The following is a 20,991-nucleotide window of genomic DNA, read 5'->3' as shown; positions in this document are numbered from 1 at the left end:
CAGCCCGCCCGCCGTGCCAGACCATCGTCAGGCGGCATTGCCCACCGGCCAGGGTCACGCACCGCACGAAACGCGCACTAGTGTGAACTTTGTGAACTTTGGAGCGGCGCGATGATCGAATCGCTGCTGATCGCCAATCGCGGCGAGATCGCCCGCCGCATCATCCGCACCGCCCGTCGGCTGGGCGTACGGACCATCGCCGTGCACAGCGACGTCGATGCCGGCCTGCCCTTCGTCCGCGAAGCCGACGAAGCCGTCTGTATCGGCCCGGCCCCGGCGCGCGAAAGCTATCTCGACCAGGCGAAGATCCTCGCCGCCGCCCGCGCGACGAACGCGGCGGCGATCCATCCGGGCTATGGCTTCCTGTCGGAGAATGCCGAATTCGCCGAGGCGGTGGTCGCCGCCGGCCTGGTCTGGGTCGGTGCGCCCGCATCGGCGATCCGCGCCATGGGCCTGAAGGATGCGGCCAAGGCGCGGATGATCGCCGCCGGCGTGCCCGTGACGCCGGGTTATCTGGGCGAGGACCAGTCGCCCGAACGGCTGCGCGCCGAGGCCGACGCGATCGGCTATCCGGTGCTGATCAAGGCCGTGGCCGGCGGCGGGGGCAAGGGGATGCGCCGCGTCGACGATGCGCACGCCTTCCCGCAAGCGCTCGACAGCTGCCGCCGCGAAGCCGCTGCGTCGTTCGGCGACGACCGCATGCTGATCGAGAAATACATCCTGTCGCCCCGCCATATCGAGGTGCAGGTCTTCGGCGACACTCATGGCAATGCGGTGCACCTGTTCGAGCGCGACTGCTCGCTGCAACGCCGCCACCAGAAGGTAATCGAGGAAGCACCCGCGCCCGGCATGGATGCCGAAACCCGTGCGTCGGTGTGCGACGCCGCCGTCCGTGCCGCCCGCGCGGTCGACTATGTCGGGGCGGGCACGATCGAGTTCATCGCCGATGCGTCGCAGGGCCTGCGGGCCGACCGCATCTGGTTCATGGAGATGAACACCCGGCTGCAGGTCGAACACCCGGTCACCGAAGCGATCACCGGCACCGATCTGGTCGAATGGCAGCTGCGCGTCGCGTCCGGCGAACCCCTGCCCAAGCGGCAGGACGATCTCACGATCACCGGCTGGGCGATGGAGGCGCGGCTCTATGCCGAGAACCCGGCGACCGGCTTCCTGCCCTCGACCGGCCCGCTCACCCATCTCCACCTGCCGACCGACATCCGCGTCGATGCCGGGGTGGAACAGGGCGATGCGGTCACCCCGCATTACGACCCGATGATCGCCAAGCTGATCGTCCACGCCCCCACCCGCACCGCCGCCGCCGCGAAGCTGGCTGCGGCCGCCGCGGCGGTTCAGGTCTGGCCGGTGCGCACCAACGCCGCCTTCCTCGCCCGCTGTGCCGGCGATCCGGACTTCGTGGCCGAGGCGATCGACACCGGCTTCATCGAACGCCATGCCGACCGGCTGGTGCCCGATGGTAGCGCTTCGGACGCCATCGCCGGCGCGGCGGCGGCGGCACTGGTCGAGCGCGATCCGACCGATCCATGGCGCGCGCTCCCCGGCTTCCGCCTGAACGCCGCGCCCGACGCACGGGTGGCGGTGGCGATCGGCGGCACCACCCGCCTCGCCACGCCCGCACCCGGCGGCAGCATTGCGCAGGTCGGCGTTGAGCGCGTCCTGTTCGCCGCTGGCGAAGCGTTCCCCTTCGCCGCGCCGGTCGCCGGGCAGGGCGGCGGTGCATCGGCCGGCGACGGCGCGATCCTGTCCCCCATGCCCGGCCGCATCGTTGCGGTGGAGGTCGCGGCGGGCGACCGCGTGACCGCCGGACAGCGGCTGGTCGTGCTGGAGGCGATGAAGATGGAACAGGCGTTGCTCAGCCCGTTCAACGGCATCGTCGCCGACCTGACCGCCACCCCCGGCGGGCAGGTGACCGAGGGCGTCGTCCTCGCCCGCATCGAAAAGGACGCAGCATGAGCGGCCGCTATTATGACGATTGGCAGGTCGGCGACCGGATCGACCACCCGATCCGCCGGACGGTGACCGAGACCGACAATCTCCTGTTCTCGGCGATGACCCACAATCCGCAGCCGCTGCATATCGATGCGGAGGCGGCGAAGGCGTCGGAATTCGGCCAGATCCTCGTCAACGGCACCTTCACCTTCGCGCTGATGGTCGGGCTGTCGGTGGGGGAGACGACGCTCGGCACGCTGGTCGCGAACTTGGGCTACGACCAGCTGGTGATGCCCAAGCCCGTGTTCCTCGGCGATACTATGCGCGCCACGACCGAGGTTACTGCGCTGAAGGACAGCCGCTCGCGCCCCGATGCAGGCATCGTTACCTTCGCGCACGAACTCCACAACCAGCGCGGCGAGGTCGTCTGCCGCTGCCTACGCACCGCGCTGTTGCAGCGCCGGCCATGAAGCTGCGCTCGCTCCTGTTCGTGCCCGGTGACCGGGCCGATCGCTTCGCCAAGGCGGCGGCGAGCGGTGCCGACGCGCTGATCCTCGACCTCGAGGATGCCGTGGCGGCATCCGCCAAGGACGCCGCTCGCGCCGCCGTCCGCGCATGGCTGGGCGAGGGGGCGTCGCTGCCACGCTTCGTACGGATCAATCCGGTCGATGGACCGCTGGCGCTGGCCGATCTCGACGCGCTGGCCGGCACCCGCCCCGACGGGATCATGGTGCCGAAGGCGGAAGGGGCGGCAACGATCGCGATGCTCGACCCGCTGCTGGCCGAACGCGGCCTCTCCGACATCCCCCTGCTGCCGATCGCGACCGAAACCCCGGCGGCGATCTTTCAGCTCGGCAGCTATGGCACGGTCGCGCATCGCCTTGCCGGCATCACCTGGGGCGCAGAGGATTTGCCCGCCGCGATCGGTGCCGCGACCTCGCGCGAGGCGGATGGTCGCTATACCGCGCCCTATGAAATAGCGCGGTCGCTGACGCTGTTCGGGGCGCACGCCGCCGGGGTCGCGGCGATCGATACCGTCTATCCCGCGATCCGCGACGAAGCGGGCCTCGCCGCCTATGCCGCGCGCGCCGCGCGCGACGGCTTTACCGGCATGATGGCGATCCACCCGGTGCAGGTCGCCGCGATCAACGCCGCCTTTACCCCCTCGGCCGAAGCGGTCGCACGGGCGCAGGCGATCGTCGATGCCTTTGCCGCGAACCCCGATGCCGGCGCGCTACAGGTCGACGGCAGGATGGTCGACGCCCCGCACCTGACCCAGGCCCGGCGGATACTGGCAGCACGCTAGCTCCTCCCCGTGCCGGGGAGGAGCTATTCCACCGGCACGCCCGGCGGCGGGGCGGCCAACTTACGCAGCGCGGCCGTCCGCTCGCGCTCCACCGCCGCGCGGTCGGCGGCCAGCCGCTTGCGCACCGCCAGATAGTGCAGCGCCGCGCGGCGATCCTCCTCGTCGGTCAGCGTCGCGGGGATTTGCTGCGCGGCTTCGTCCAGCGCGGCGGGTGTCGGGACCGGGGTGGCGGGGGGCAGGGCGGCATGGCCCTGCGACGCGATGTCGTACCAATGCGCCGCCGCCTGCGAAAAGCCGGGCAGGGTGGCGGCCACCGCGTCGAACTGCTCGACCGCCATGGCGTGGCGCACCAGTTCCGCCTCGATCGGGATCAGCGCGCGTTCGGCCAGCAGCATGCGCAGCATCGCCGCATCGCGATCGAACCGGCCCCATGCGGCATGGTTGAAGGCATGCTGGCTGCGTTGCAGGCTGAGCGCGCGCAGCACGTCGGCGCGGTCGGGCTGTCGCCAGACCCAGGCGATCCCCTGCACCGCGAACAATCCCCACGCGACCAGCGCAAAGCCCGCCAGCGCCAGCAGCAGGAGCCGCCAGCCGGGCTGGCCCGCCGCGCCTGCGGCGATGCCGACGACGATCCCGGCCAGCACCGCCGCCGCCAGCCCCAGTCGCGGGTCGCGATACCATGTCTCGCGCAAAGCAGCCTCTCCCGTTGCCTCGATAGCCGGCGACCCTAGCACCGATCGGCCAAGCGTCGACACCGGCAAGTTGCCCGCCGGCGTGCCGCGATGGGAAAGCGGATCAGGCCGCCAGCCGCAGCCGGTCGCGCCCGTCGGCCTTGGCACCGTAGAGCGCCATGTCGGCCGCGCGCAGCACCGCCGCCGCGCTGCCCGCGCCGTCGACCGGGGCGATCCCGGCGCTGACCGTCAGTCCGACGACCGACGATCCGTGGCGCAGCCGTGTCGCGGCCAGCGTGGTGCGCAGCCGTTCGCACAGAGCATGCGCCTGTTCGATGCGGGTGCCGGGGAACAGGATGCCGAATTCCTCGCCGCCCAGCCGCGCGACGACATCGCCGTCACGCATCACCCCGCGTGCGATCCGGGCGAAAGCCTGCAACACATGGTCGCCGGCGTCGTGGCCGTAGCGGTCGTTGACCGCCTTGAAATGGTCGAGGTCGAACACCGCGACGCAGCCGGCGATGCCGCCCTGTGCCGCGACGTCGACCCGCTGCGCCAGCGCGGCGTCGAACACCCGCCGGTTGGCCAGGCCGGTCAGCGGATCGGTCGACGCCGCACGCGACAGTTCGGCCTCCAGCGTCTTGCGATGCGATACGTCGCGGATCATCGATACCGTGCCGGTCACCGCGCCATGATCGTCCAGCACCGCGCGGGTATGCGATTCGAACCAGCGCAGCGCGCCATCGGCCACCCGCGCGCGATATTCGACGATCTGCGTACCTTCTACATCGGTCAGCGCGTCGCGATGCGCGACCAGCACCATGTCGCGGTCGACTGGATGCACCATCTCCAGCGCGCGGTTGCCGTGCAGTTGCGCGGGGCTCCGCCCGACGATCTGTTCGATCGAGGGGGAGAGATAGGTGATCCGCCCGCCGATATCGGTTCCGAGCACGATATCGGTCGAATGGTCGGCCAGCAGGCGATAGCGCGCCTCGCTCTCGCGCAGCCGCCGGTACAGCGCCTGCCGCCGGCTGAGGTCGGCGGCGACCGGGAAGGTCGTGAGCACGGTACACGCCATGTAGAACTGGAAGAACTCCATCCGCGACTGCAGGTCACCGGCGATGAAGGACGTCGGCCCCAACCCTTGCGACGTCGCATAGCCGCCGATCAGCGCGACGAGGATCGCCGACGCCGCCGCCCCCGGCAATCCCAGCCGGAACGTGGTCAGCATCACCGGCAGTGCGGGCAGGAACAGCAGCGGCCGGTCGCTTTGCAGGAAGATCGTGGCGGTGACCGCCGCCGTCGCCGTCAGCAGCACCGCCGCCTCGATCCGCAATTGTCGCCCAGCATCGCGCCACGCCCGCCCGATCGCGCCGCTCAGCAGGAGCGAGAGGACCGGCGTCATCGTAATCATGCTGAGGCTGTGGCCGACGAACCAGATGCGCCATTGCCGCTCAAACGGCAGGCCGTACCGGAACGCGACCACGCTGGCGGCGGCGGTGGCGCCCAGCGCCGGGGCGATGACCCCGACCGCCGCGACGAACCGCCCGATCCGGTCGAGCGAGCCGAAATATCCCCGCCGCACCCGCAGCTTGCGAAACAGCCACGCCGCCACCCCGACCTCGCCCACCTTGGCGATCGCCATCGGCACCGCCGCCGTCACGCCGAAACCGAACAGCGACGTCGCCGCCATGCTGCCGATCGCGGCACCGATCAGCATCGCGCGCCAGTCGCGTCGCGGCCGGGCGATCAGCAGGGACAGGACGAACGGCGTGGCCGGCGCGACGCTCGACAACCCGCCCTGATCGTTCGACAGGATCACCGCCGACGACAGCAGGAAATAGACCAGCGCGGTCACCATTCCGATCCGCTGCTGGGTGATGGCCTTCGTCATGGCGGTTGCATGGCAGCGCGACCGTTAACGGCGGGTATAGCCGCAGGTTAACTTGCTCCAAACTGATCGAATTTGTCGCGTTTTCGCTGGCCAAACAGCAATTTTCTTTCGAGATGATGCCGCAGGGCAGCATAATAGGCTTCGAGGAAGGCGAGGTCATAGCCCTCCTCGTGCCGGCCCAGCTTCCGGCGGATCGCGGTCGAAACGGCGTACAGGTCGGCGCGGTCGTTCCGGCGCAGCACCTCTTCAAGCCGCTGCAACTCGAACGCGCCATAGGCATCCAGCTCGGCGGGCGTGAACGGTGCGATCCGTGCCTGGTCGTGCGCATGTGCGGTCTGCACCAGCAGATCCTCGCCCAGCTTGCGCACCTCGCGCTCCACGACCCATGTGCCCGCGATCAGGTCCCCGGCGCGCAGCCGGTCGCGGTTGAACAGCGGGAGGAACAGCAGGATCGACGCCCACCCCAGCGCCAGCGTCGCGGTCCACGCCGTCGCCATCCCCTCGGCAAAGGCGAAGGCGAGGAAGAACAGTGGCAGGAACACCTCGATCTCGCGCAGCAGGTTGCGGGCCAGCACCGCCGATCCGGTCAGCCGGGCGCCGTCGCGCGACACGACGCGCAGCTTCATCAGCCGCTTGCCCGGCGTTGCCGCGCGCTTGCCCGCCTCGAACAGCACGAAATAGAAATTGCGCAGCAGGAAGAAGCCCAGCAGCCAGACGACCGCATAGAGCGAAGACGTGCCGCTCGGTCCCCCGACCGCCAGCGCAAGGATCAGCAGCGACGCGCCGACCAATACCGCCAGCATGATGATCGCATCGATCAGGAACGCCCCCGCGCGCGATCCCGCCGACCCGAGCCGGAGGTTCAGCGGCACCCCTTCGGGCGTGATGAGCTGCCGGTCGAGCGTGCGGGCCACGCGTGGGCGGCGGGCCTTGCGCTCACGCCGCGCCACGCCGGCCTCCGAACGTGAAATAGAGCGTCCACAGCGCCAACATCCCGCCACCGACCGCCAGCCGCGCGCTGTCGTCATTGACCAGTTGCCGGGCGAACCCTTCCAGCAGCCCGGCGATCAGCAGCATCAGGATGACGCCGATCATCACCACCGCGCCGCGCCGGCCGGCATCGGCGGCGGCGGCCATGCGGGTGCGTTCGCCGGGAAAGGCGACGGCGCGGCCGATATGCATCCCCGCCGCCGCCGCGATGGCGATCGCGCCGATCTCGGTCGTGCCGTGTATCATCAGCCACGCGAACAGGCCCCAGCCAAGGCCGTGCGGCACGAACGCGGCGAACATCGCGCCCGCCATCGCGCCGTTCTGCACCGACAGGATGATCGTCGGGATACCGAACAGGAACCCCAGCGCGAACGCCATGATCGCGACCTGCGAATTATGGGTGAACAGCGACGTGGCAAAGACGTGCAGCCCGCCCTGGTCCGGCGGGGAATAGAGCGAGGCGCGCAGCGTCGCCGCGCTGGCATTCATGTCGCGCCCGCTGGCCAGTTCGGGCGAGATCATCGCCGAATACCATGCCGGATCGGTGCGGCAGAGGTGATAGGCAGCGACTGCGCTCAGGATCAGCAGCGCGGTCGACAGCAGCAGTTCGGGGGCGATCGCCCGCACCGCGCGCGGCCAGCCGGTGGTGAAGAACGTCTTCACCTGCCGCCACCACGGTTCGCGCGCCGAATAGAGCGCGAAATAGGCCCGCGTCGACAGCGCCTCCAGATAGCCGACCAGCGACGCATCGAGCGACGTCGCCCGCGCGATCGACAGTGCCGACAGCGTGGCGCGGTACAGGCGCGGCAGGTCGATCAGATCGTCGTCCGACAACCGACGCGGCGATTTCTTCTCCAGCCGGTCGAGCAACGCCTCCAGCCGCGCCCAGTCGGCCTCGCGTTCGGCACGGAAATGGTGGGTGGCGAAGGTTATGGTCAACGGCCGCGCTCCCGGTGGTTCAGATAGCGTTCGACCAGCGCCAGCGGCATTGCGTCGGCGGTCGCCTCGATCACGTCGATCCCCATCCGCCGCAGCCGTTCGACGACGATCGCCCGGTCGCGCAGCAGCAGGTGGGCGACGTTCGCGCGCACCAGATCGTCGGCATGCGCCGGTTCGGCATCGCGCAACCCCTCCAGCTCGACATCGCGGAACAGCACGAACAGCACCCGGTGCCGCTTCAGCATCCGCTGCGCGGCGGCGAGCAGCAGTTCGGCGCTGGTCGTATCGGTGAATTCGGTGAACAGCACCACCAGCGCGCGCCGGTCGAGCTTCTGGTCGAGGGTGACCAGGCCGAGCGTATAATTGCTCTCCTCCGCGCCATAGTCGATATCGGCGGCGGCGTGGTGCAGCCGGGCGAAGCCGCGCGTGCCGCCGCCGATGCTGCCGCTGTCGACCTGCGGCCGCGCACCGAATGAATAGAGCCGCACCCGGTCGCCCGATTTGAGCGCGACGAACGCCGCCAGCAGGGCCGAGGATACCGCCCGGTCGACACGCGGAAGATCGCCGACCGGATCGGTCATCGCGCGCCCGGCATCGACCGCGAACACGACCATGTTGTCGCGCTCGGTATGGAATTCGCGCGCCAGCAGCGATGCGTGGCGGGCCGATGCCTTCCAGTCGATCGAGCGGCGTTCCATGCCCGCCTCGAAATCGGTCAGCACCTGGAAATCCTGCCCGTTGCCATGGTCGCGGCGCAGGCGGTTGCCGACGCTGACGCTGTTCAGATACTGGCGCATCCCCTGGTCACGCACCGGGCGGATATCGGGCAGCACGGGAATGTCGCGCTCCGCCTTCGCGCTCGCCTGTCGCCATGCCAGCCCCATCGGGCCGGACTGCCGCGCCCATAGCCGCCGCAGCCGCGCCTTGCCGCGCCGTTCCGCGCGAAAGCGGCCGGGGCCGATGCGCTCGACCGGGCCGTCGAACGCGGCGGCAACGTCGGCATTACCCAGCGAAAACGTCTCCCCCAGGTTCAGCGTCGCGGGCAGCCCGGCGGGCATCGCCAGCACTGGCTTCCGCGCCAGCACCGCGTCGGCGACGATCAGCACCAGCACACCCGCGATCCACAGCGGCGCGGCGATCCACGCCACCGGGGCCAGCACGCCCAGCGCCAGCCCGACCGGCGCGGCGAACGCGGTCAGTTGGATGGCGCGGGGCGTGGGTACGATCATCGCGGCGCTTCGACCGATGCGATCAGGCTGGCGACCACATCATCGACCCGCCGCCCATCGATCTCTGCGCTGGGCGATAGGATCAGGCGGTGGCGCAGCAGGGCGGGGGCCAGCGCCTTCACATCGTCGGGGATCACATAATCGCACCCGTCGAGTGCCGCCCCGGCCCGCGATGCGGCGGCCAGCGCCGATGCGGCACGCGGGCTGGCACCCGACGACAAATCGCCATGCTCACGCGTCGCGCGGATCAGCCGGACGATATAGTCGATCACCTCGTCGACCAGCCGCACCTGACCGACCGCATCGATCGCGGCGGCGATGGCACCGCCGTCCGCGACCTGCGCCACGCCCGAATCCTGCGGCGCGGGGGTGCCGGTGCGCGTGCCGTACTGCGCGACGATCGCGCGTTCGGCGTCGAGATCGGGCCAGCCGATCGCGATCTTGAACAGGAACCGGTCGAGCTGCGCCTCGGGCAGCGGGTACACCCCCTGCTGCTCGATCGGGTTCTGCGTCGCGACCACGGTGAAGCGGTCGGACAGATGCTCGGTACGCCCGTCGATGGTGATGCGGCGTTCCTGCATCGCCTCCAGCAGTGCCGCCTGCGTCTTGGGCGGGGTGCGGTTGATCTCGTCGGCCAGCAGCAATTCGCAAAAGACCGGCCCGCGGGTCAGCGCAAAGGTCGACGTCTGGAAATTGAACAGGTTGGACCCAATGATGTCGCCCGGCATCAGGTCCGGCGTGAACTGAATCCGCCCGAAATCGAGGCCGAGCGTGCGCGCGAAACTCTGCGCCAGCAGCGTCTTGGCGGTGCCCGGCGGTCCTTCGAGCAGGACGTGACCGGCCGAGAATAGCGCGATGGTCAGCAGGCGGACGGCACCCGCCTGTCCGACCACCGCCTTTGCGATCTCCCGGTCGATCGCCGATCCCAGCGACCGTACCTCGTCGAGCGTCATGCGCTTGTTTCCTTCTTCCATGCGGTAAGGTCCCGTGCCGCCGCCAGTGCCGCACCCTCGGTGTCGGCATCGCGCAGGCGACGGTCGATATCGGAATAGCCCGGATGCACCCGGTCGAGCCGCTCGGCCGAGGGCGCTTCGTCGCCCAGCAACCGCCGCGACAGCAGCTCCAGCATCATGTCGGCATAGCGTGTGCCGACCAGCGGCGTGCGCCCGGCCAGCCGGGTCAGCGCGACAATATTGTCGATCAGCGCGCGCTTGCCCGCCGCCACCGCGCGCTTTTCGGTCATCGGCGGCCCGAACCGCCCGGCCGCCGCGATGCCGGCCAGCACGGCGGCGGCGATCAGCGCGAGGGTGACTCCCAAAAACGGCGGCAGGAACAGCAGCTTCACCAGATTGCGGTCGCCGCGCGTGTAATGCAGCGACCGGTCGAACAGCGCGCGCCCACCATGTTCGGGATCGATCGCGCGCAGCATCGCCAGCGCGGCCTTCGCATTGCGCTCGTCGGCCAGCGCGCGGTTGTTCACCAGATCGGGATCGGCCAGCACGAACGTATCGCTCGTCCCCACCTGTCCCAGCACCGCCGCGCCGTCGCGCGCGCCGATCAGCGGCGTGATGCCGTCGCCCGCGATCGCGTTGAGTTCACGGTCGGGCAGGGCGAACGATCGCAGGCCGGGATATTCGTCGGCGACGATGCCGACATTGCCGCGATCCTCCCGGTGCCATTCGATTTCGGCCGGGACCAGCTTCGCCAGCTTGCTGAAGTCCGCTTCGCCGGTGCGCCGCACGCGGCCCCCCTGCAACGGCAGCTTTTCGACCTGCCATTTGGGCAGGATGATGAGCGTGGGGAAGCGGATCAGCGGATGGCCTTCCTTTGCGACGAAATCGTCGCCGCCGCTCATTGCCGATGCCACCGCGATGCGCTTGTCGACGATCGCCTTGATATCTTCCGGTCGGGTCGCCTCGGTCGGGGTCAGGATCAGGATCGATCCCGTAACCAGCGGTTCGGTCACCTCCTCAGGCGCCGGCTGCACTGCTTCCACCAGCCGCTGCAACGCGTGATAGCCCGCCCCGTCCTTGCGATCCGCCGCCGGCGCCTCGCCCGGCGCCTCGCCCGTCGCCCGCGCAATTTCGTCGCCGAAGCCCGACATCAGGATCGAGGCCAGCAGCAACAGCGCGCCGCCGACCACCAGGATGACGACCGTGCGGACGGCAAAGGGCGAGGACTGGCTCACCGCGCGCCCTTCAGCGCAAAGCCGGCATAGTCGGCCCGTGCCCGCTGCCAGTCGTCCTGCACCAGCGCCCGCCCGCCGAACAGGCTGCGCTCGACCGCGGCGACGATCCCGGCGAACACGCCGCGCGCGTTTTCGGGCAATGCGTCGGCCCGCGCGATATCGCGGCTGGTATCGGCCGGGCGCACCACGTCGCCGCGCCATGCGACGATATCGTCGATGCTGCGGAACAGCAGCAGGTGCACCGCCTCGTCATACCGCCCCACGGCGGCAAGCGCGTCGGCGTCCTCCAGCAAGGCGCGGGCGCGGGTTTCGGTCGGTGCCCACACCGGCGCCTCCTCGACCATGCGGTTCCGGCCCAGCTTCTCGGCGATCCACGCGCGCAGCGACGGGACCAGTGCGAACAGCAGCGCGACGATGATGACGATGGCGATGATCCACAGGATCACCCGCCAGCCGCCGCCGACCCATTGCACGAAATTGCCGATGGTGCGCAGCACCGGTTCCAGCCATTCGGGCGGCGGATCGCGCGGTTCGGCGACCTTTTGCGGCAGGTCGAACTGGATCGACGGGTCGGCGCGGATCGCCTTCCACGCGGCGTCGACTTGCGCGGAATCGACCGGTGGCACCGACGCGGCGGCATGGCCCAGTCCGTCCGCCCCTTCCGCCCCCGCCAAACCCGGTCCCCCTGCCGCCTGTGGTGGCGTGGGCACGCTTGGAGCAAATCGCCGATTTACATGCAACGCTTTTCCACCCTAGTTTTCGGGACAAGGGCCGGGGGCGGTCGTGAGGGGGAAGCATATCCATGGCGGCGTTCGCGATCCTGTTGCTGGCGTTGCCGGTCCTGCTGCTGGCGGTGGCGATCGGCGGCGCGTGGTTCGAAGGGCGACGATCGCCGTATCCGTTCGGCATGGGCCGGGTGATCTCCAACGCCTTTGCCGCGATCGGCGGTGCGCCGCTGGCGCTGTTCGCGGCCAGCGCGCTGCTGAACGCGCCGGTGACGCTGGCGACGTCGTTTGCGACGTTCGGGGTGAACGATCCCGAACGCGTGCTGCGGATGGCAACGATGGTGGGTCCGTTCGGCCTGCTCTGGCTGTTTCTCTACCCCTTCGTAAAGCTGTTCATGACCGGCATCGCGGTCGACACGTTGGAGAACCGCGCGGTCGACCTGCCGGCGACACTGCGCATGGCGCTGCGGCGGACGCTGCCGGCGCTGGGCATGTTGATCCTGTTCGGCATGGCGCTGATGCTCGGCATGGTGTTCCTGATCGTTCCCGCGCTGGTGCTGATGCTCACCTGGTTCGTCATCCTGCCGGTCATGGCGGCGGAGGGGGAGGGGCCGATCGAATGTTTCGGGCGCAGCAGCCAGTTGATGCGCGGGATGCGCTGGCGGCTGTTGCTGTTGCTGTTGCTGGTCATCGCCGGCGTGCTGTGGCTGATCGTCAGCGGCATGGTGCAGGGGCTGGCGGTGGCGCTGCTCGGCGCCAATGATCCGTGGCTGAGCGCCGCGATCCAGGCGATCTTTTCGACGCTGCTCGGCGTGTTTCCGGCCGTCGGTGCCGCCGCTGTCTATCACGAGGTGCGGACCGCCAAAGAGGGGGCGGGCACCGACGACTTCGACGCCGTTTTCGGCTGAACCATAGATACCAAAGGGGAGTTTCCGCGTGATCCGAACATTGACGCTTGCGGCGCTGGCCGCCGGGCTGGTCGCCTGTACCGGCGATGGAAAGCCGGTGCGCTCGGCGTCTGCCGACGCGGGGAAAGACAAGGCGCCAGGTGCTGGCAAGGGGTATGACCACGACCCGTTTCCCTCGACCTATCGCGCCTATCCGGGCCGGCCGACGCTGGTTACCAACGTCACCATCCTCGATGGTGAGGGCGGGCGGATCGATCGCGGATCGGTGCTGTTCCGCGACGGCAAGATCGTCGAGGTCGGGCAGACGATCGCCGCCGCCGATGGCGTGACCGTGATCGACGGGCAGGGCAAATGGGTGACGCCCGGCGTCATCGACGTCCACAGCCATCTGGGCGACTATCCCAGCCCCGGCGTCGAGGCGAACAGCGACGGCAACGAGATGACCGGCCCGGTCACCGCCGAAGTGTGGGCCGAACACAGCATCTGGCCGCAGGACCCGGGCTTTGCCCGTGCGCTGACCAATGGCGGGGTGACGACGCTGCAGATTTTGCCGGGTTCGGCGAACCTGATGGGCGGCCGTTCGGTGACGCTGAAGAACGTCTATGGCCGCACGATGCAGGCGATGAAGTTCCCCGGCGCGCCGTACGGCCTGAAGATGGCGTGCGGCGAGAATCCGAAGCGCGTCTATGGGTCGAAGGGGCGGATGCCCTCGACCCGCATGGGCAACATCGCCGTCGACCGCGCGACCTGGCTGAAGGCGCGCGAATATGACCGCAAATGGGACAAGTACGAGGCGGACGGCGGCGACGCCCCTAGCCGCGACCTCGCGATGGACACGCTGCGCGGCGTGCTCGACGGCGAGATCCTCGTTCACAACCACTGCTACCGTGCCGACGAAATGGCCATCGTCATGGATATGGCGCAGGAGATGGGGTACAAGGTCACCGCGTTCCACCACGCCGTCGAAAGCTACAAGATCGCCGACCTGTTGAAGGCGCGCGGCGTCTGTTCGGCGGTCTGGGCCGACTGGTACGGCTTCAAGATGGAAAGCTACGACGCGATCGGCGAGAACCTCGCGATCCTCGACCAGCAGGGTGCCTGCGCGATGATCCATTCGGACAGCGAGAACGGCATTCAGCGGCTGAACCAGGAAGTGGCGAAGGTCATCGCCTCTGCCCGTCGCGCCGGCATCACCGTGACGCCTGAACATGCGTGGACGTGGCTGGCGATCAATCCGGCGCGGGCGCTGGGCATCGACAAGGTGACCGGTTCGCTGAAGGCCGGCAAGATGGCCGATGTCGTGCTGTGGAACGGCGATCCGTTCAGCGTCTATACCCGCCCGCAGATGGTGTGGGTCGACGGCGCGCTGCTCTACGACGCGAACAATCCGAAATTGCGACCGGTGTCCGATTTCGAACTCGGCCAGCCCGGCGAAGGGGATGTGAAGTGAAGCGCCTGTTCCTCGCCGTTCTGCTCGCAAGCAGCACCCTTGCCGCCCCTGCCATCGCGCAGGACGTGACCATCACCAATGCAAAGCTGGTGCTGGGCGACGGATCGGCCCCGATCGAGGGCGGCACCGTCGTCGTGCGCGGCGGACGCGTCGTCAGTGCCGGGCGCGGCGGTGCGGCGGCGGGCGGTCGCACCATCGATGCCGGCGGACGCTATGTGACGCCGGGCCTCGTCGCGGGCTTCACCCGGCTGGGCATCATCGAGGTCGACGGCGTGTCGCAGACCAACGATGCATCGGCGCGCGAAAGCGTGTTCAATGCGGGCCTCGATATCGCCTCCGCCGTTAATCCGCGCGCGACGCCGATCGCGATCAACCGCACCGACGGCATCACCCGCGCGATCGTCGCGCCCGATACCGGCGGATCGATCTTCGGGGGCCAAGGCGCGGTCATCGACCTCGGCAACGACATGGATGCGGTGACAAGGCCCCAGGCGTTCCAGTTCATGGAATGGGGCGAAGCCGGCGCGCGCGCGGCTGGTGGCAGCCGTCCGGCGGCGATGGCGCTGTTCCGCAACGCGCTGTTCGAGGCGCAGGCCTATGCCCGCAACCCGGCCAGCTTCGCCGATCGCGGCAAGGAAGCGCCGCTGACCCGTGCCGATGCACAGGCGCTGCAAAAGGTGCTGACCGGACAGGTCCCGCTGCTGATCCATGTCGAACGCGCCTCCGACATACTCGGCGTGCTGGCGCTCAAGCGCGAGTTTGCGGGCCTGAAGCCGGTGCTGGTGGGAGCCAGCGAAGGCTGGACCGTCGCGGCACAGATCGCGGCGGCAAACGTGCCGGTGCTGGCCAGCGCGCTGTCCGACCTGCCCGCCAGCTTCGAACAGCTCGCCGCCACCCAGTCCAATATCGGCCGGATGAAGGCGGCCGGGGTGGTCGTCGGCATCGGCATGATCGGCGACGACGAAGCGCGGCAGGCGCGGCTGGTGCGGCAATATGCCGGCAACCTCGTCGCACTGTCGAAGGTGCCGGGCGCGTCCGGCCTCGACTGGAACGCCGCGTTCGCCACGATCAGCTCGCTGCCCGCGCGTACCATCGGCATGGAGGGGGAGATAGGTTCGCTTGTCGCCGGGCGGCGCGGCGACGTGGTGATCTGGGACGGTGATCCGCTGGAGATCGGATCGGCCCCGACCCAGCTGTTCATCGACGGCGTCGAACAGCCGCTAACCAACCGCCAGACCCGGCTGCGCGACCGCTATCTCAACCCCGCCGAACAGGGGCTGCCCAAGGCATATCAGCGGTAAGGATGAGGGAACCCGCAGGCGCGGCCGGGCTTTGTCCGAAGCGGACAGTCGCCGCGCCTGCGGCACATACGGGAGACAGGATATGCGTGCGTTGCTGGTGATGCTGGGTGGATCGCTGATGCTGGCGGCGTGTGGGCCGAGTGCGGAACAACAGGCCGCCGCCAATCAGGCCGCTGCCGCCAATGCGCAGGAAGCCGCGGAAACCGCGACCAAGGTCGACGCCCTGTCGCCCGGCCAGCGCGACGGCGTGTTCATCCGCGCGATCCGCGACGCGGGGCTGCCCTGCCAGGGCGTCACCAAGTCCGAAAAGGGCGAAAAGCCCGGCAGCTGGGTCGCCACCTGCCAGGAAGGATCGCGCCACATCATCACCTTCGGCGCGAACGGCATGGCGAACGTGACGAGCTTTACGCCGCAGCCGGCGGCGGCACGGTAACGCCCACCGCGCAACCGTATCCCCGCGTGGGCGGGGGGCCGGTGCGGCGGGGCAGTTCGAACCAGCTCCCATCCTCGTCACCCCGGACTTGATCCGGGGTCCCGCTTTTTCTGCTACGGCCGGTGAAAAGCGGGACCCCGGATCAAGTCCGGGGTGACGTAGCGTAGCTGGAGGACGGCCGCCCCAACCAACCGTCACCGCGGCTCGAACACCGACCACCCGGTGCGCTGCACCAGCCGCTCCAGCGCCAACGTGCCAAGCTGCGAATTGCCCCGCTCATTCAGCCCCGGCGACCACACCGCGATCGACGCGATCCCCGGCGCGATGGCGAGAATACCGCCGCCGACCCCGCTCTTGCCCGGAAGACCCACGCGAAACGCGAACTCACCCGACCCGTCATAATGGCCGCAGGTCAGCATCAGCGCATTGATCCGCCGTGCCCGCTGCGCCGACACGACATTGCGCCCGGTCGTCGGATTGACCCCGCCCGCCGCCAGATACCGCCCGGCCAGCGCCAGCTGCCGACAGCTCATCGCCAGCGCGCACTGGTGGAAATACACCCCCAGCGTGACGTGCGGATCATGGTGCAGGTTACCGAATGCCCGCATGTAGCTGGCCAGCGCCAGGTTGCGGAACCCGGTATCCTGCTCCGCCTGCGCCACGGCTTCATCGATGAAGATGCCGTCCTCGCCCGCCGCCGCGCGGACGAAGCGCAACAGCTCGCCCAGCGCCTCGCGCGGTTCGTAGCGGCCGAGCAATATGTCGGCGACCACGATCGCGCCGGCGTTGATGAACGGATTGCGCGGAATGCCGTGTTCGCTTTCCAGCTGCACGATCGAATTGAACGCGCTGCCCGACGGTTCGCGCCCGACCCGCTTCCACAACTGGTCGCCGACCGCCCCCAGCGCCAGCGTAAGCGCGAACACCTTCGACACCGACTGGATCGAGAAACTCTCCTCGGCATCGCCCGCCAGATGGCAGGTCCCGTCCGCCTCGATCACCGCCATGCCGAAGCGTTTAGGGTCCACGGCAGCGAGTGGCGGGATATAATCGGCCGGCGTCCCGCGATCGGGCGCGTCGGCCATTTCTGCGGCGATATCGGCCACGATCGCGGACAGGTCGGTCATGGCCGTTTCCTATCCGCTACGCGCGCCCCATGAAATCGAATGTTGATTTTTGTTATTCATCCGCCCAGCGTGCCGGGACGACAGGATGGGGAGGATCGCGATGCGGATCACGCGACGGCAGGGTTTGGGCGGACTGGCATCGATGGCGCTCGGCACGGCGATGCCGGCGGCGGCGGTCCTGGCACACCGGCTGAGCAACCCGCGTGCGTCGGCGGAGGCGCGGGCGCTCTATCGCTATTTCTGGAGCATCTATGGCAAGCGCACGCTGACCGGGCAGCAGGAATCGAGCTGGACGCCGCAGGGCCCGCGCGCCGAACTCGACTTTCTGGAGCGGACGACTGGCAAGCTGCCCGCGATCCTCGGCCTCGACTATATCGATCCGAAGGACAATGCCGCCGTCAACGCCCGCGCGACGCGCTGGTGGCGGGAGGAGGGCGGCATCCCCAGCATCTGCTGGCATTGGGGCGCACCCGACCGGGGTACGGGGTACGAAAACTCGAAACGGTCATTCGACGTACGCGCCGCGCTGACGCCCGGCACGCCGCAACACGCGGCGATGCACCGCGACATGGCGCAGATCGCCGACCTGCTGACCGAATTGCGCGATGCGCGCGTTCCCGTGCTGTGGCGGCCGTTCCACGAATTCACCGGCAGCTGGTTCTGGTGGGGGCAGTGGGGACCGGTCGGGTTCAAGCGGTTGTGGCGGACCATGTATCGCTATTTCGTCGACGAACGCCGGCTCGACAATCTGATCTGGGTATTGGGGTTCGCCGACGTGCCCGATGCCGACTATTATCCCGGCCGGGCCTATGTCGATGTGGCGGGGGCCGACACCTATGTCGATCACCACGGCAATCTGGCCGCGATGTTCGCAGGCGTAAAGGCGATCGTCGGCGACACCGTTCCGATCGCGCTGCACGAAAACGGCCCGATCCCCGACCCGACGCTATTGGGGCCACAGGCCGACTGGCTGTGGTTCATGACATGGCACACGCGCTGGTTGCAGGACGGGGTGCAGAACACTGCCGAAACGCTGAAGGCCGCCTATCATTCGCCGCGCTACATCACGAAGGACGAACTGCCACGATTCTAAATCCTCCCCGGCACGGGGAGGGGGACCGCTCGCGCAAGCGAGGGGTGGAGGGGGGTGTCCTCCACCAAGACGTCAGCGACTTGGACGCCCCCCCCCCCGGCCAAAAGGGCGGATGCGGCGCTACGCCAGCCCCTTCAACCGGTACAGCGCCTCCATCGCCTCGCGCGGCGACATCGCATCGACATCGAGCGCGCCCAGCGCCTCGCGCAGGCGATCGACCGGCGCTTCCTCGACCGGGGCCATCGCGGCGAACAGCGGCAGGTCGTCCAGCCCCGCCGCGATGCCGCCGGTCTTGGCCTTGCCCGCCTCCAGCTTCGCCAGCACCGCCTTTGCGCGTTGCAGAGTCGCAGGCGGCAGGCCGGCCAGCCGCGCGACGGCGATGCCGTAGCTGCGATCCGCCGGCCCCTCGGCCAGTTCGTGCAGCAGCACCAGGTCGCCCTTCCACTCGCGCGCACGGACATGGTGCAGCGACAGCGCGTCGCAGCGTTCGGCCAGCCGGGTCAGCTCGTGATAATGCGTCGCGAACAGGCAGCGGCAGCGATTATCCTCGTGGATCGCCTCGACCACCGCCCACGCGATCGCCAGGCCGTCATAGGTCGACGTGCCGCGCCCCACTTCGTCGAGGATCACGAACGAGCGCGCCGTCGCCTGCGCCAGAATGGCGGCGGTCTCGACCATCTCGACCATGAAGGTCGATCGGCCCCGCGCCAGATTGTCCGACGCGCCGACCCGGCTGAACAACCGGTCGACCAGCCCCAGCGTGGCCGAGGTCGCCGGCACAAAACTGCCCGCCTGCGCCAGCACGACGATCAGCGCGTTCTGCCGGAGGAAGGTCGACTTGCCGCCCATGTTCGGACCCGTGACCAGCCACAGCCGCGAGGATTCGGACAGGCGACAGTCGTTCGCCACGAACCGCCCGCCGCTCCTGGCCACCGCGCTTTCGACCACCGGATGCCGCCCGCCGACGATATCGAGGCAGGCGTGATCGACCAGCGTGGGGCATGCCCAGCCGCCCTCCGCCGCCCGTTCGGCCAGCGCCGCCGTCACGTCGATCCGCGCCAGCGCATCCGCCGTCGCGGCAATGGCCTCGCGCCTGGCCAGCGCGGCTTCGGTAAACGCTTCCAGATGCGCCGCTTCGGCGGCCAGCGCGTGTGCGCCCGCCTGCGTCACCTTCAGCGCCGCGTCGTGCAGGTCGGGCGCGTTGAAGCGGACGACCCCGGCCAGCGTCTGGCGATGGGTAAAGCCGCTTTCGGCCGCCATCAGCTTGTCGGCGACCCGCGCCGGCACCTCGACATGATAGCCGAGCACGCCGTTGTGGCGGATCTTCAGCGCCGAAATCCCGGTGCGCTCGCGATACTGCGCCTCCAGCGCGGCGATCGCCCGCCGCCCGCCGGCCCCGGTATCGCGCAGTGCGTCGAGCGCCGCATCATACCCCTCGGCAACGAACCCGCCCGCCGCCGCATCGATCGGCGGCATCGGCACGAGACCGCGCGTCAGCAGGTCGATCAGCTCACCATGCCCGCGCAACCGCGGCGCCAGTTCGGCGATCAGCACCGGCACGGCGGGCAGCTTGTCCAGCCGCTGGCCCAGCGTCCACGCCGCGCTCAATCCGTCGCGCAACTGGCCCAGATCGCGTGGGGACCCCCGACCCGCCGCGATCCGCCCCAGCGCCCGCCCGACATCCGGCAGCGCGCGCAGGGTGGTGCGCAGTTCGTCACGCAGACCGGGATCGTCATGCGCCCAGCCGACCGCCGCCAACCGGCCCTCGATCATCGCGCGGTCCATCAACGGTGCGGCGATATCGCTCGCCAGCAACCGCGCGCCGGCACCCGTCACCGTCCGATCGACCTCGGCCAGCAAACTACCCGCCCGCGCCCCGGCGGCGGTGCGGGTCAGCTCCAGGCTCTCGCGCGTCGCCGCATCGATCGCCATGCACTGCCCATCGGCGGCGCAGACCGGCGGCCGCAGGAAGGGAAGCTGCCCCCGCGCGGTATGGTTGAGATAGGCGATCAGCCCGCCCGCCGCCGCCAGCGCCGCGCGCGAAAACTGCCCGAACCCGTCGAGCGTCGCGACGCCGTGGAGCGCCTTCAACCGCGCCTCGCCCCCCGCACTGTCGAAATCGGCCTTCGACCGCAGCAGCGTCGCGACCTCGGCAAAGGCGGAGGTTTCCGCCGCGACGACCTCGACCGCCTGCAACCGGGCCAGCGCGGCGGTCAGGCCGGTGGCGTCGGTCTCGATCACCTCGAACCTGCCGGTGGACACATCGGCGGCGGCAATCGCCACGCCGCCCGCTGCCTCACCGATGCACGCGCACCAGTTGGCCGCACGGGCATCGAGCAACGCTTCCTCGGTCAGCGTGCCTGCCGTTACCACGCGGACGATGGCGCGCGCCACCAGCGCCTTCGACCCCCGCGCGCGCTTCGCCTCTTCCGGGCTTTCGACCTGTTCGGCGATGGCGACACGGTGCCCGGCCTTGATGAGCCGCGCCAGATAGCCCTCGGCCGCATGCACCGGCACGCCACACATCGGGATCTTTGCGCCCTCATGCTCGCCACGCGCGGTCAGCGCGATGTCTAGGGCGGCGGCGGCGATCTTCGCATCGTCATGGAACAGCTCGAAAAAATCGCCCATGCGATAAAACAGCAGGCAGTCGTCGGCCTCCGCCTTCAACGCCAGATATTGCTGCATCATCGGGGTGGGGGCGGGGGAGTCGGACCCCGGAGCCTTGGTTGCCATCGCCGGGCGATACTGTCGCGGGCGGGCCGGACGCAAGCATATCAAACCGCCGCT

At 69.3% G+C, this 20,991-nt stretch carries 18 protein-coding genes; 8 read left to right on the top strand and 10 right to left on the bottom strand.

Going from position 1 to position 20,991, the window contains the following annotated elements; genetic code table 11:
* Positions 1-111 precede the first annotated feature (111 nt).
* The 3 genes from ASE58_RS03850 to ASE58_RS03840 are packed head-to-tail and all read left to right on the top strand — an operon-like array spanning position 112 to position 3,253.
* Complete coding sequence (locus tag ASE58_RS03850) at positions 112-1,971, top strand: acetyl/propionyl/methylcrotonyl-CoA carboxylase subunit alpha (RefSeq protein ID WP_055817949.1); 1,860 nt, start codon at positions 112-114, stop codon at positions 1,969-1,971.
* Entirely contained in the window at positions 1,968-2,417 is a 450-nt protein-coding gene (locus ASE58_RS03845) for a MaoC family dehydratase (protein WP_055817947.1), read from the top strand. Before ASE58_RS03850 ends, ASE58_RS03845 begins: the two co-directional genes overlap by 4 nt.
* Positions 2,414-3,253: an HpcH/HpaI aldolase/citrate lyase family protein gene (locus ASE58_RS03840; RefSeq protein ID WP_055817944.1), complete on the top strand. Its 840-nt coding sequence runs from the start codon at positions 2,414-2,416 to the stop codon at positions 3,251-3,253. Before ASE58_RS03845 ends, ASE58_RS03840 begins: the two co-directional genes overlap by 4 nt.
* Before the next feature lie 23 nt (positions 3,254-3,276).
* On the opposite strand, the gene ASE58_RS03835 is transcribed toward ASE58_RS03840, so the two are convergent.
* The 8 genes from ASE58_RS03835 to ASE58_RS03800 all read right to left on the bottom strand — a co-directional run bounded on the left by ASE58_RS03835 (position 3,277) and on the right by ASE58_RS03800 (position 11,874).
* The gene (locus ASE58_RS03835; RefSeq protein WP_055817942.1) at positions 3,277-3,945 is read right to left on the bottom strand and encodes a hypothetical protein; all 669 of its coding nucleotides are present in this window, start codon (positions 3,943-3,945) and stop codon (positions 3,277-3,279) included.
* Between the two features lie 103 nt (positions 3,946-4,048).
* Entirely contained in the window at positions 4,049-5,818 is a 1,770-nt protein-coding gene (locus ASE58_RS03830) for a sensor domain-containing diguanylate cyclase (protein WP_055817940.1), read from the bottom strand.
* Between the two features lie 47 nt (positions 5,819-5,865).
* Positions 5,866-6,768: an RDD family protein gene (locus tag ASE58_RS03825; RefSeq protein WP_055817939.1), complete on the bottom strand. Its 903-nt coding sequence runs from the start codon at positions 6,766-6,768 to the stop codon at positions 5,866-5,868.
* Positions 6,755-7,747 (bottom strand): stage II sporulation protein M, encoded by a 993-nt coding sequence (locus ASE58_RS03820; RefSeq protein WP_055817937.1) that lies wholly within the window; start codon positions 7,745-7,747, stop codon positions 6,755-6,757. Before ASE58_RS03820 ends, ASE58_RS03825 begins: the two co-directional genes overlap by 14 nt.
* Positions 7,744-8,976, bottom strand: a complete 1,233-nt coding sequence (locus tag ASE58_RS03815; RefSeq protein ID WP_055817935.1) for a DUF58 domain-containing protein — start codon at positions 8,974-8,976, stop codon at positions 7,744-7,746. Before ASE58_RS03815 ends, ASE58_RS03820 begins: the two co-directional genes overlap by 4 nt.
* Positions 8,973-9,929 carry an AAA family ATPase gene (locus tag ASE58_RS03810; protein ID WP_055817933.1) on the bottom strand — a complete coding sequence of 319 codons (957 nt, stop codon included), beginning with the start codon at positions 9,927-9,929 and terminating at the stop codon, positions 8,973-8,975. The genes ASE58_RS03815 and ASE58_RS03810 overlap by 4 nt, the downstream gene beginning before the upstream one ends.
* On the bottom strand, positions 9,926-11,164 hold the full coding sequence (locus tag ASE58_RS03805; protein WP_055817931.1) for a DUF4350 domain-containing protein: 1,239 nt from the start codon (positions 11,162-11,164) through the stop codon (positions 9,926-9,928). The genes ASE58_RS03810 and ASE58_RS03805 overlap by 4 nt, the downstream gene beginning before the upstream one ends.
* Positions 11,161-11,874, bottom strand: a complete 714-nt coding sequence (locus ASE58_RS03800) for a DUF4129 domain-containing protein (RefSeq protein WP_235515892.1) — start codon at positions 11,872-11,874, stop codon at positions 11,161-11,163. The genes ASE58_RS03805 and ASE58_RS03800 overlap by 4 nt, the downstream gene beginning before the upstream one ends.
* Before the next feature lie 92 nt (positions 11,875-11,966).
* On the opposite strand from ASE58_RS03800, the gene ASE58_RS03795 reads away from it, so the two are divergent.
* From ASE58_RS03795 to ASE58_RS03780, 4 genes are all read left to right on the top strand, one after another.
* A complete protein-coding gene (locus ASE58_RS03795; RefSeq protein ID WP_055817927.1) occupies positions 11,967-12,797 on the top strand; it encodes a hypothetical protein in 831 nt (276 codons plus the stop codon).
* A gap of 28 nt (positions 12,798-12,825) precedes the next feature.
* The gene (locus ASE58_RS03790; RefSeq protein WP_443024634.1) at positions 12,826-14,247 is read left to right on the top strand and encodes an amidohydrolase; all 1,422 of its coding nucleotides are present in this window, start codon (positions 12,826-12,828) and stop codon (positions 14,245-14,247) included.
* Positions 14,244-15,548: an amidohydrolase family protein gene (locus ASE58_RS03785; protein WP_055817924.1), complete on the top strand. Its 1,305-nt coding sequence runs from the start codon at positions 14,244-14,246 to the stop codon at positions 15,546-15,548. The genes ASE58_RS03790 and ASE58_RS03785 overlap by 4 nt, the downstream gene beginning before the upstream one ends.
* A gap of 82 nt (positions 15,549-15,630) precedes the next feature.
* Positions 15,631-15,981: a hypothetical protein gene (locus ASE58_RS03780; protein WP_055817922.1), complete on the top strand. Its 351-nt coding sequence runs from the start codon at positions 15,631-15,633 to the stop codon at positions 15,979-15,981.
* A 194-nt stretch (positions 15,982-16,175) separates the two neighbouring features.
* On the opposite strand, the gene ASE58_RS03775 is transcribed toward ASE58_RS03780, so the two are convergent.
* Positions 16,176-17,108: a glutaminase gene (locus ASE58_RS03775; RefSeq protein WP_055817920.1), complete on the bottom strand. Its 933-nt coding sequence runs from the start codon at positions 17,106-17,108 to the stop codon at positions 16,176-16,178.
* A 100-nt stretch (positions 17,109-17,208) separates the two neighbouring features.
* Here ASE58_RS03775 and ASE58_RS03770 point away from each other — a divergent pair, with 100 nt between their 5' ends.
* Positions 17,209-18,201 carry a glycosyl hydrolase gene (locus tag ASE58_RS03770; protein ID WP_082467596.1) on the top strand — a complete coding sequence of 331 codons (993 nt, stop codon included), beginning with the start codon at positions 17,209-17,211 and terminating at the stop codon, positions 18,199-18,201.
* A 120-nt stretch (positions 18,202-18,321) separates the two neighbouring features.
* On the opposite strand, the gene mutS is transcribed toward ASE58_RS03770, so the two are convergent.
* Positions 18,322-20,892: a DNA mismatch repair protein MutS gene (gene mutS / locus ASE58_RS03765; RefSeq protein ID WP_055817918.1), complete on the bottom strand. Its 2,571-nt coding sequence runs from the start codon at positions 20,890-20,892 to the stop codon at positions 18,322-18,324.
* Positions 20,893-20,991 lie beyond the last annotated feature (99 nt).

The sequence above is a fragment of the Sphingomonas sp. Leaf9 genome, assembly GCF_001421355.1.
Taxonomy (GTDB): Bacteria; Pseudomonadota; Alphaproteobacteria; order Sphingomonadales; family Sphingomonadaceae; genus Sphingomonas.
This window is presented reverse-complemented; position numbering and strand designations above follow the sequence as displayed.

Bases quoted from the DNA above. Each gene is read 5' to 3' on its own strand.
- ASE58_RS03850 (WP_055817949.1), top strand. From the start codon at position 112: ATGATCGAATCGCTGCTGATCGCCAATCGCGGCGAGATCGCCCGCCGC.
- ASE58_RS03845 (WP_055817947.1), top strand. From the start codon at position 1,968: ATGAGCGGCCGCTATTATGACGATTGGCAGGTCGGCGACCGGATCGAC.
- ASE58_RS03840 (WP_055817944.1), top strand. From the start codon at position 2,414: ATGAAGCTGCGCTCGCTCCTGTTCGTGCCCGGTGACCGGGCCGATCGC.
- ASE58_RS03830 (WP_055817940.1), bottom strand. From the start codon at position 5,818: ATGACGAAGGCCATCACCCAGCAGCGGATCGGAATGGTGACCGCGCTG.
- ASE58_RS03815 (WP_055817935.1), bottom strand. From the start codon at position 8,976: ATGATCGTACCCACGCCCCGCGCCATCCAACTGACCGCGTTCGCCGCG.
- ASE58_RS03810 (WP_055817933.1), bottom strand. From the start codon at position 9,929: ATGACGCTCGACGAGGTACGGTCGCTGGGATCGGCGATCGACCGGGAG.
- ASE58_RS03795 (WP_055817927.1), top strand. From the start codon at position 11,967: ATGGCGGCGTTCGCGATCCTGTTGCTGGCGTTGCCGGTCCTGCTGCTG.
- ASE58_RS03780 (WP_055817922.1), top strand. From the start codon at position 15,631: ATGCGTGCGTTGCTGGTGATGCTGGGTGGATCGCTGATGCTGGCGGCG.
- ASE58_RS03775 (WP_055817920.1), bottom strand. From the start codon at position 17,108: ATGACCGACCTGTCCGCGATCGTGGCCGATATCGCCGCAGAAATGGCC.
- ASE58_RS03770 (WP_082467596.1), top strand. From the start codon at position 17,209: ATGCGGATCACGCGACGGCAGGGTTTGGGCGGACTGGCATCGATGGCG.
- mutS (WP_055817918.1), bottom strand. From the start codon at position 20,892: ATGATGCAGCAATATCTGGCGTTGAAGGCGGAGGCCGACGACTGCCTG.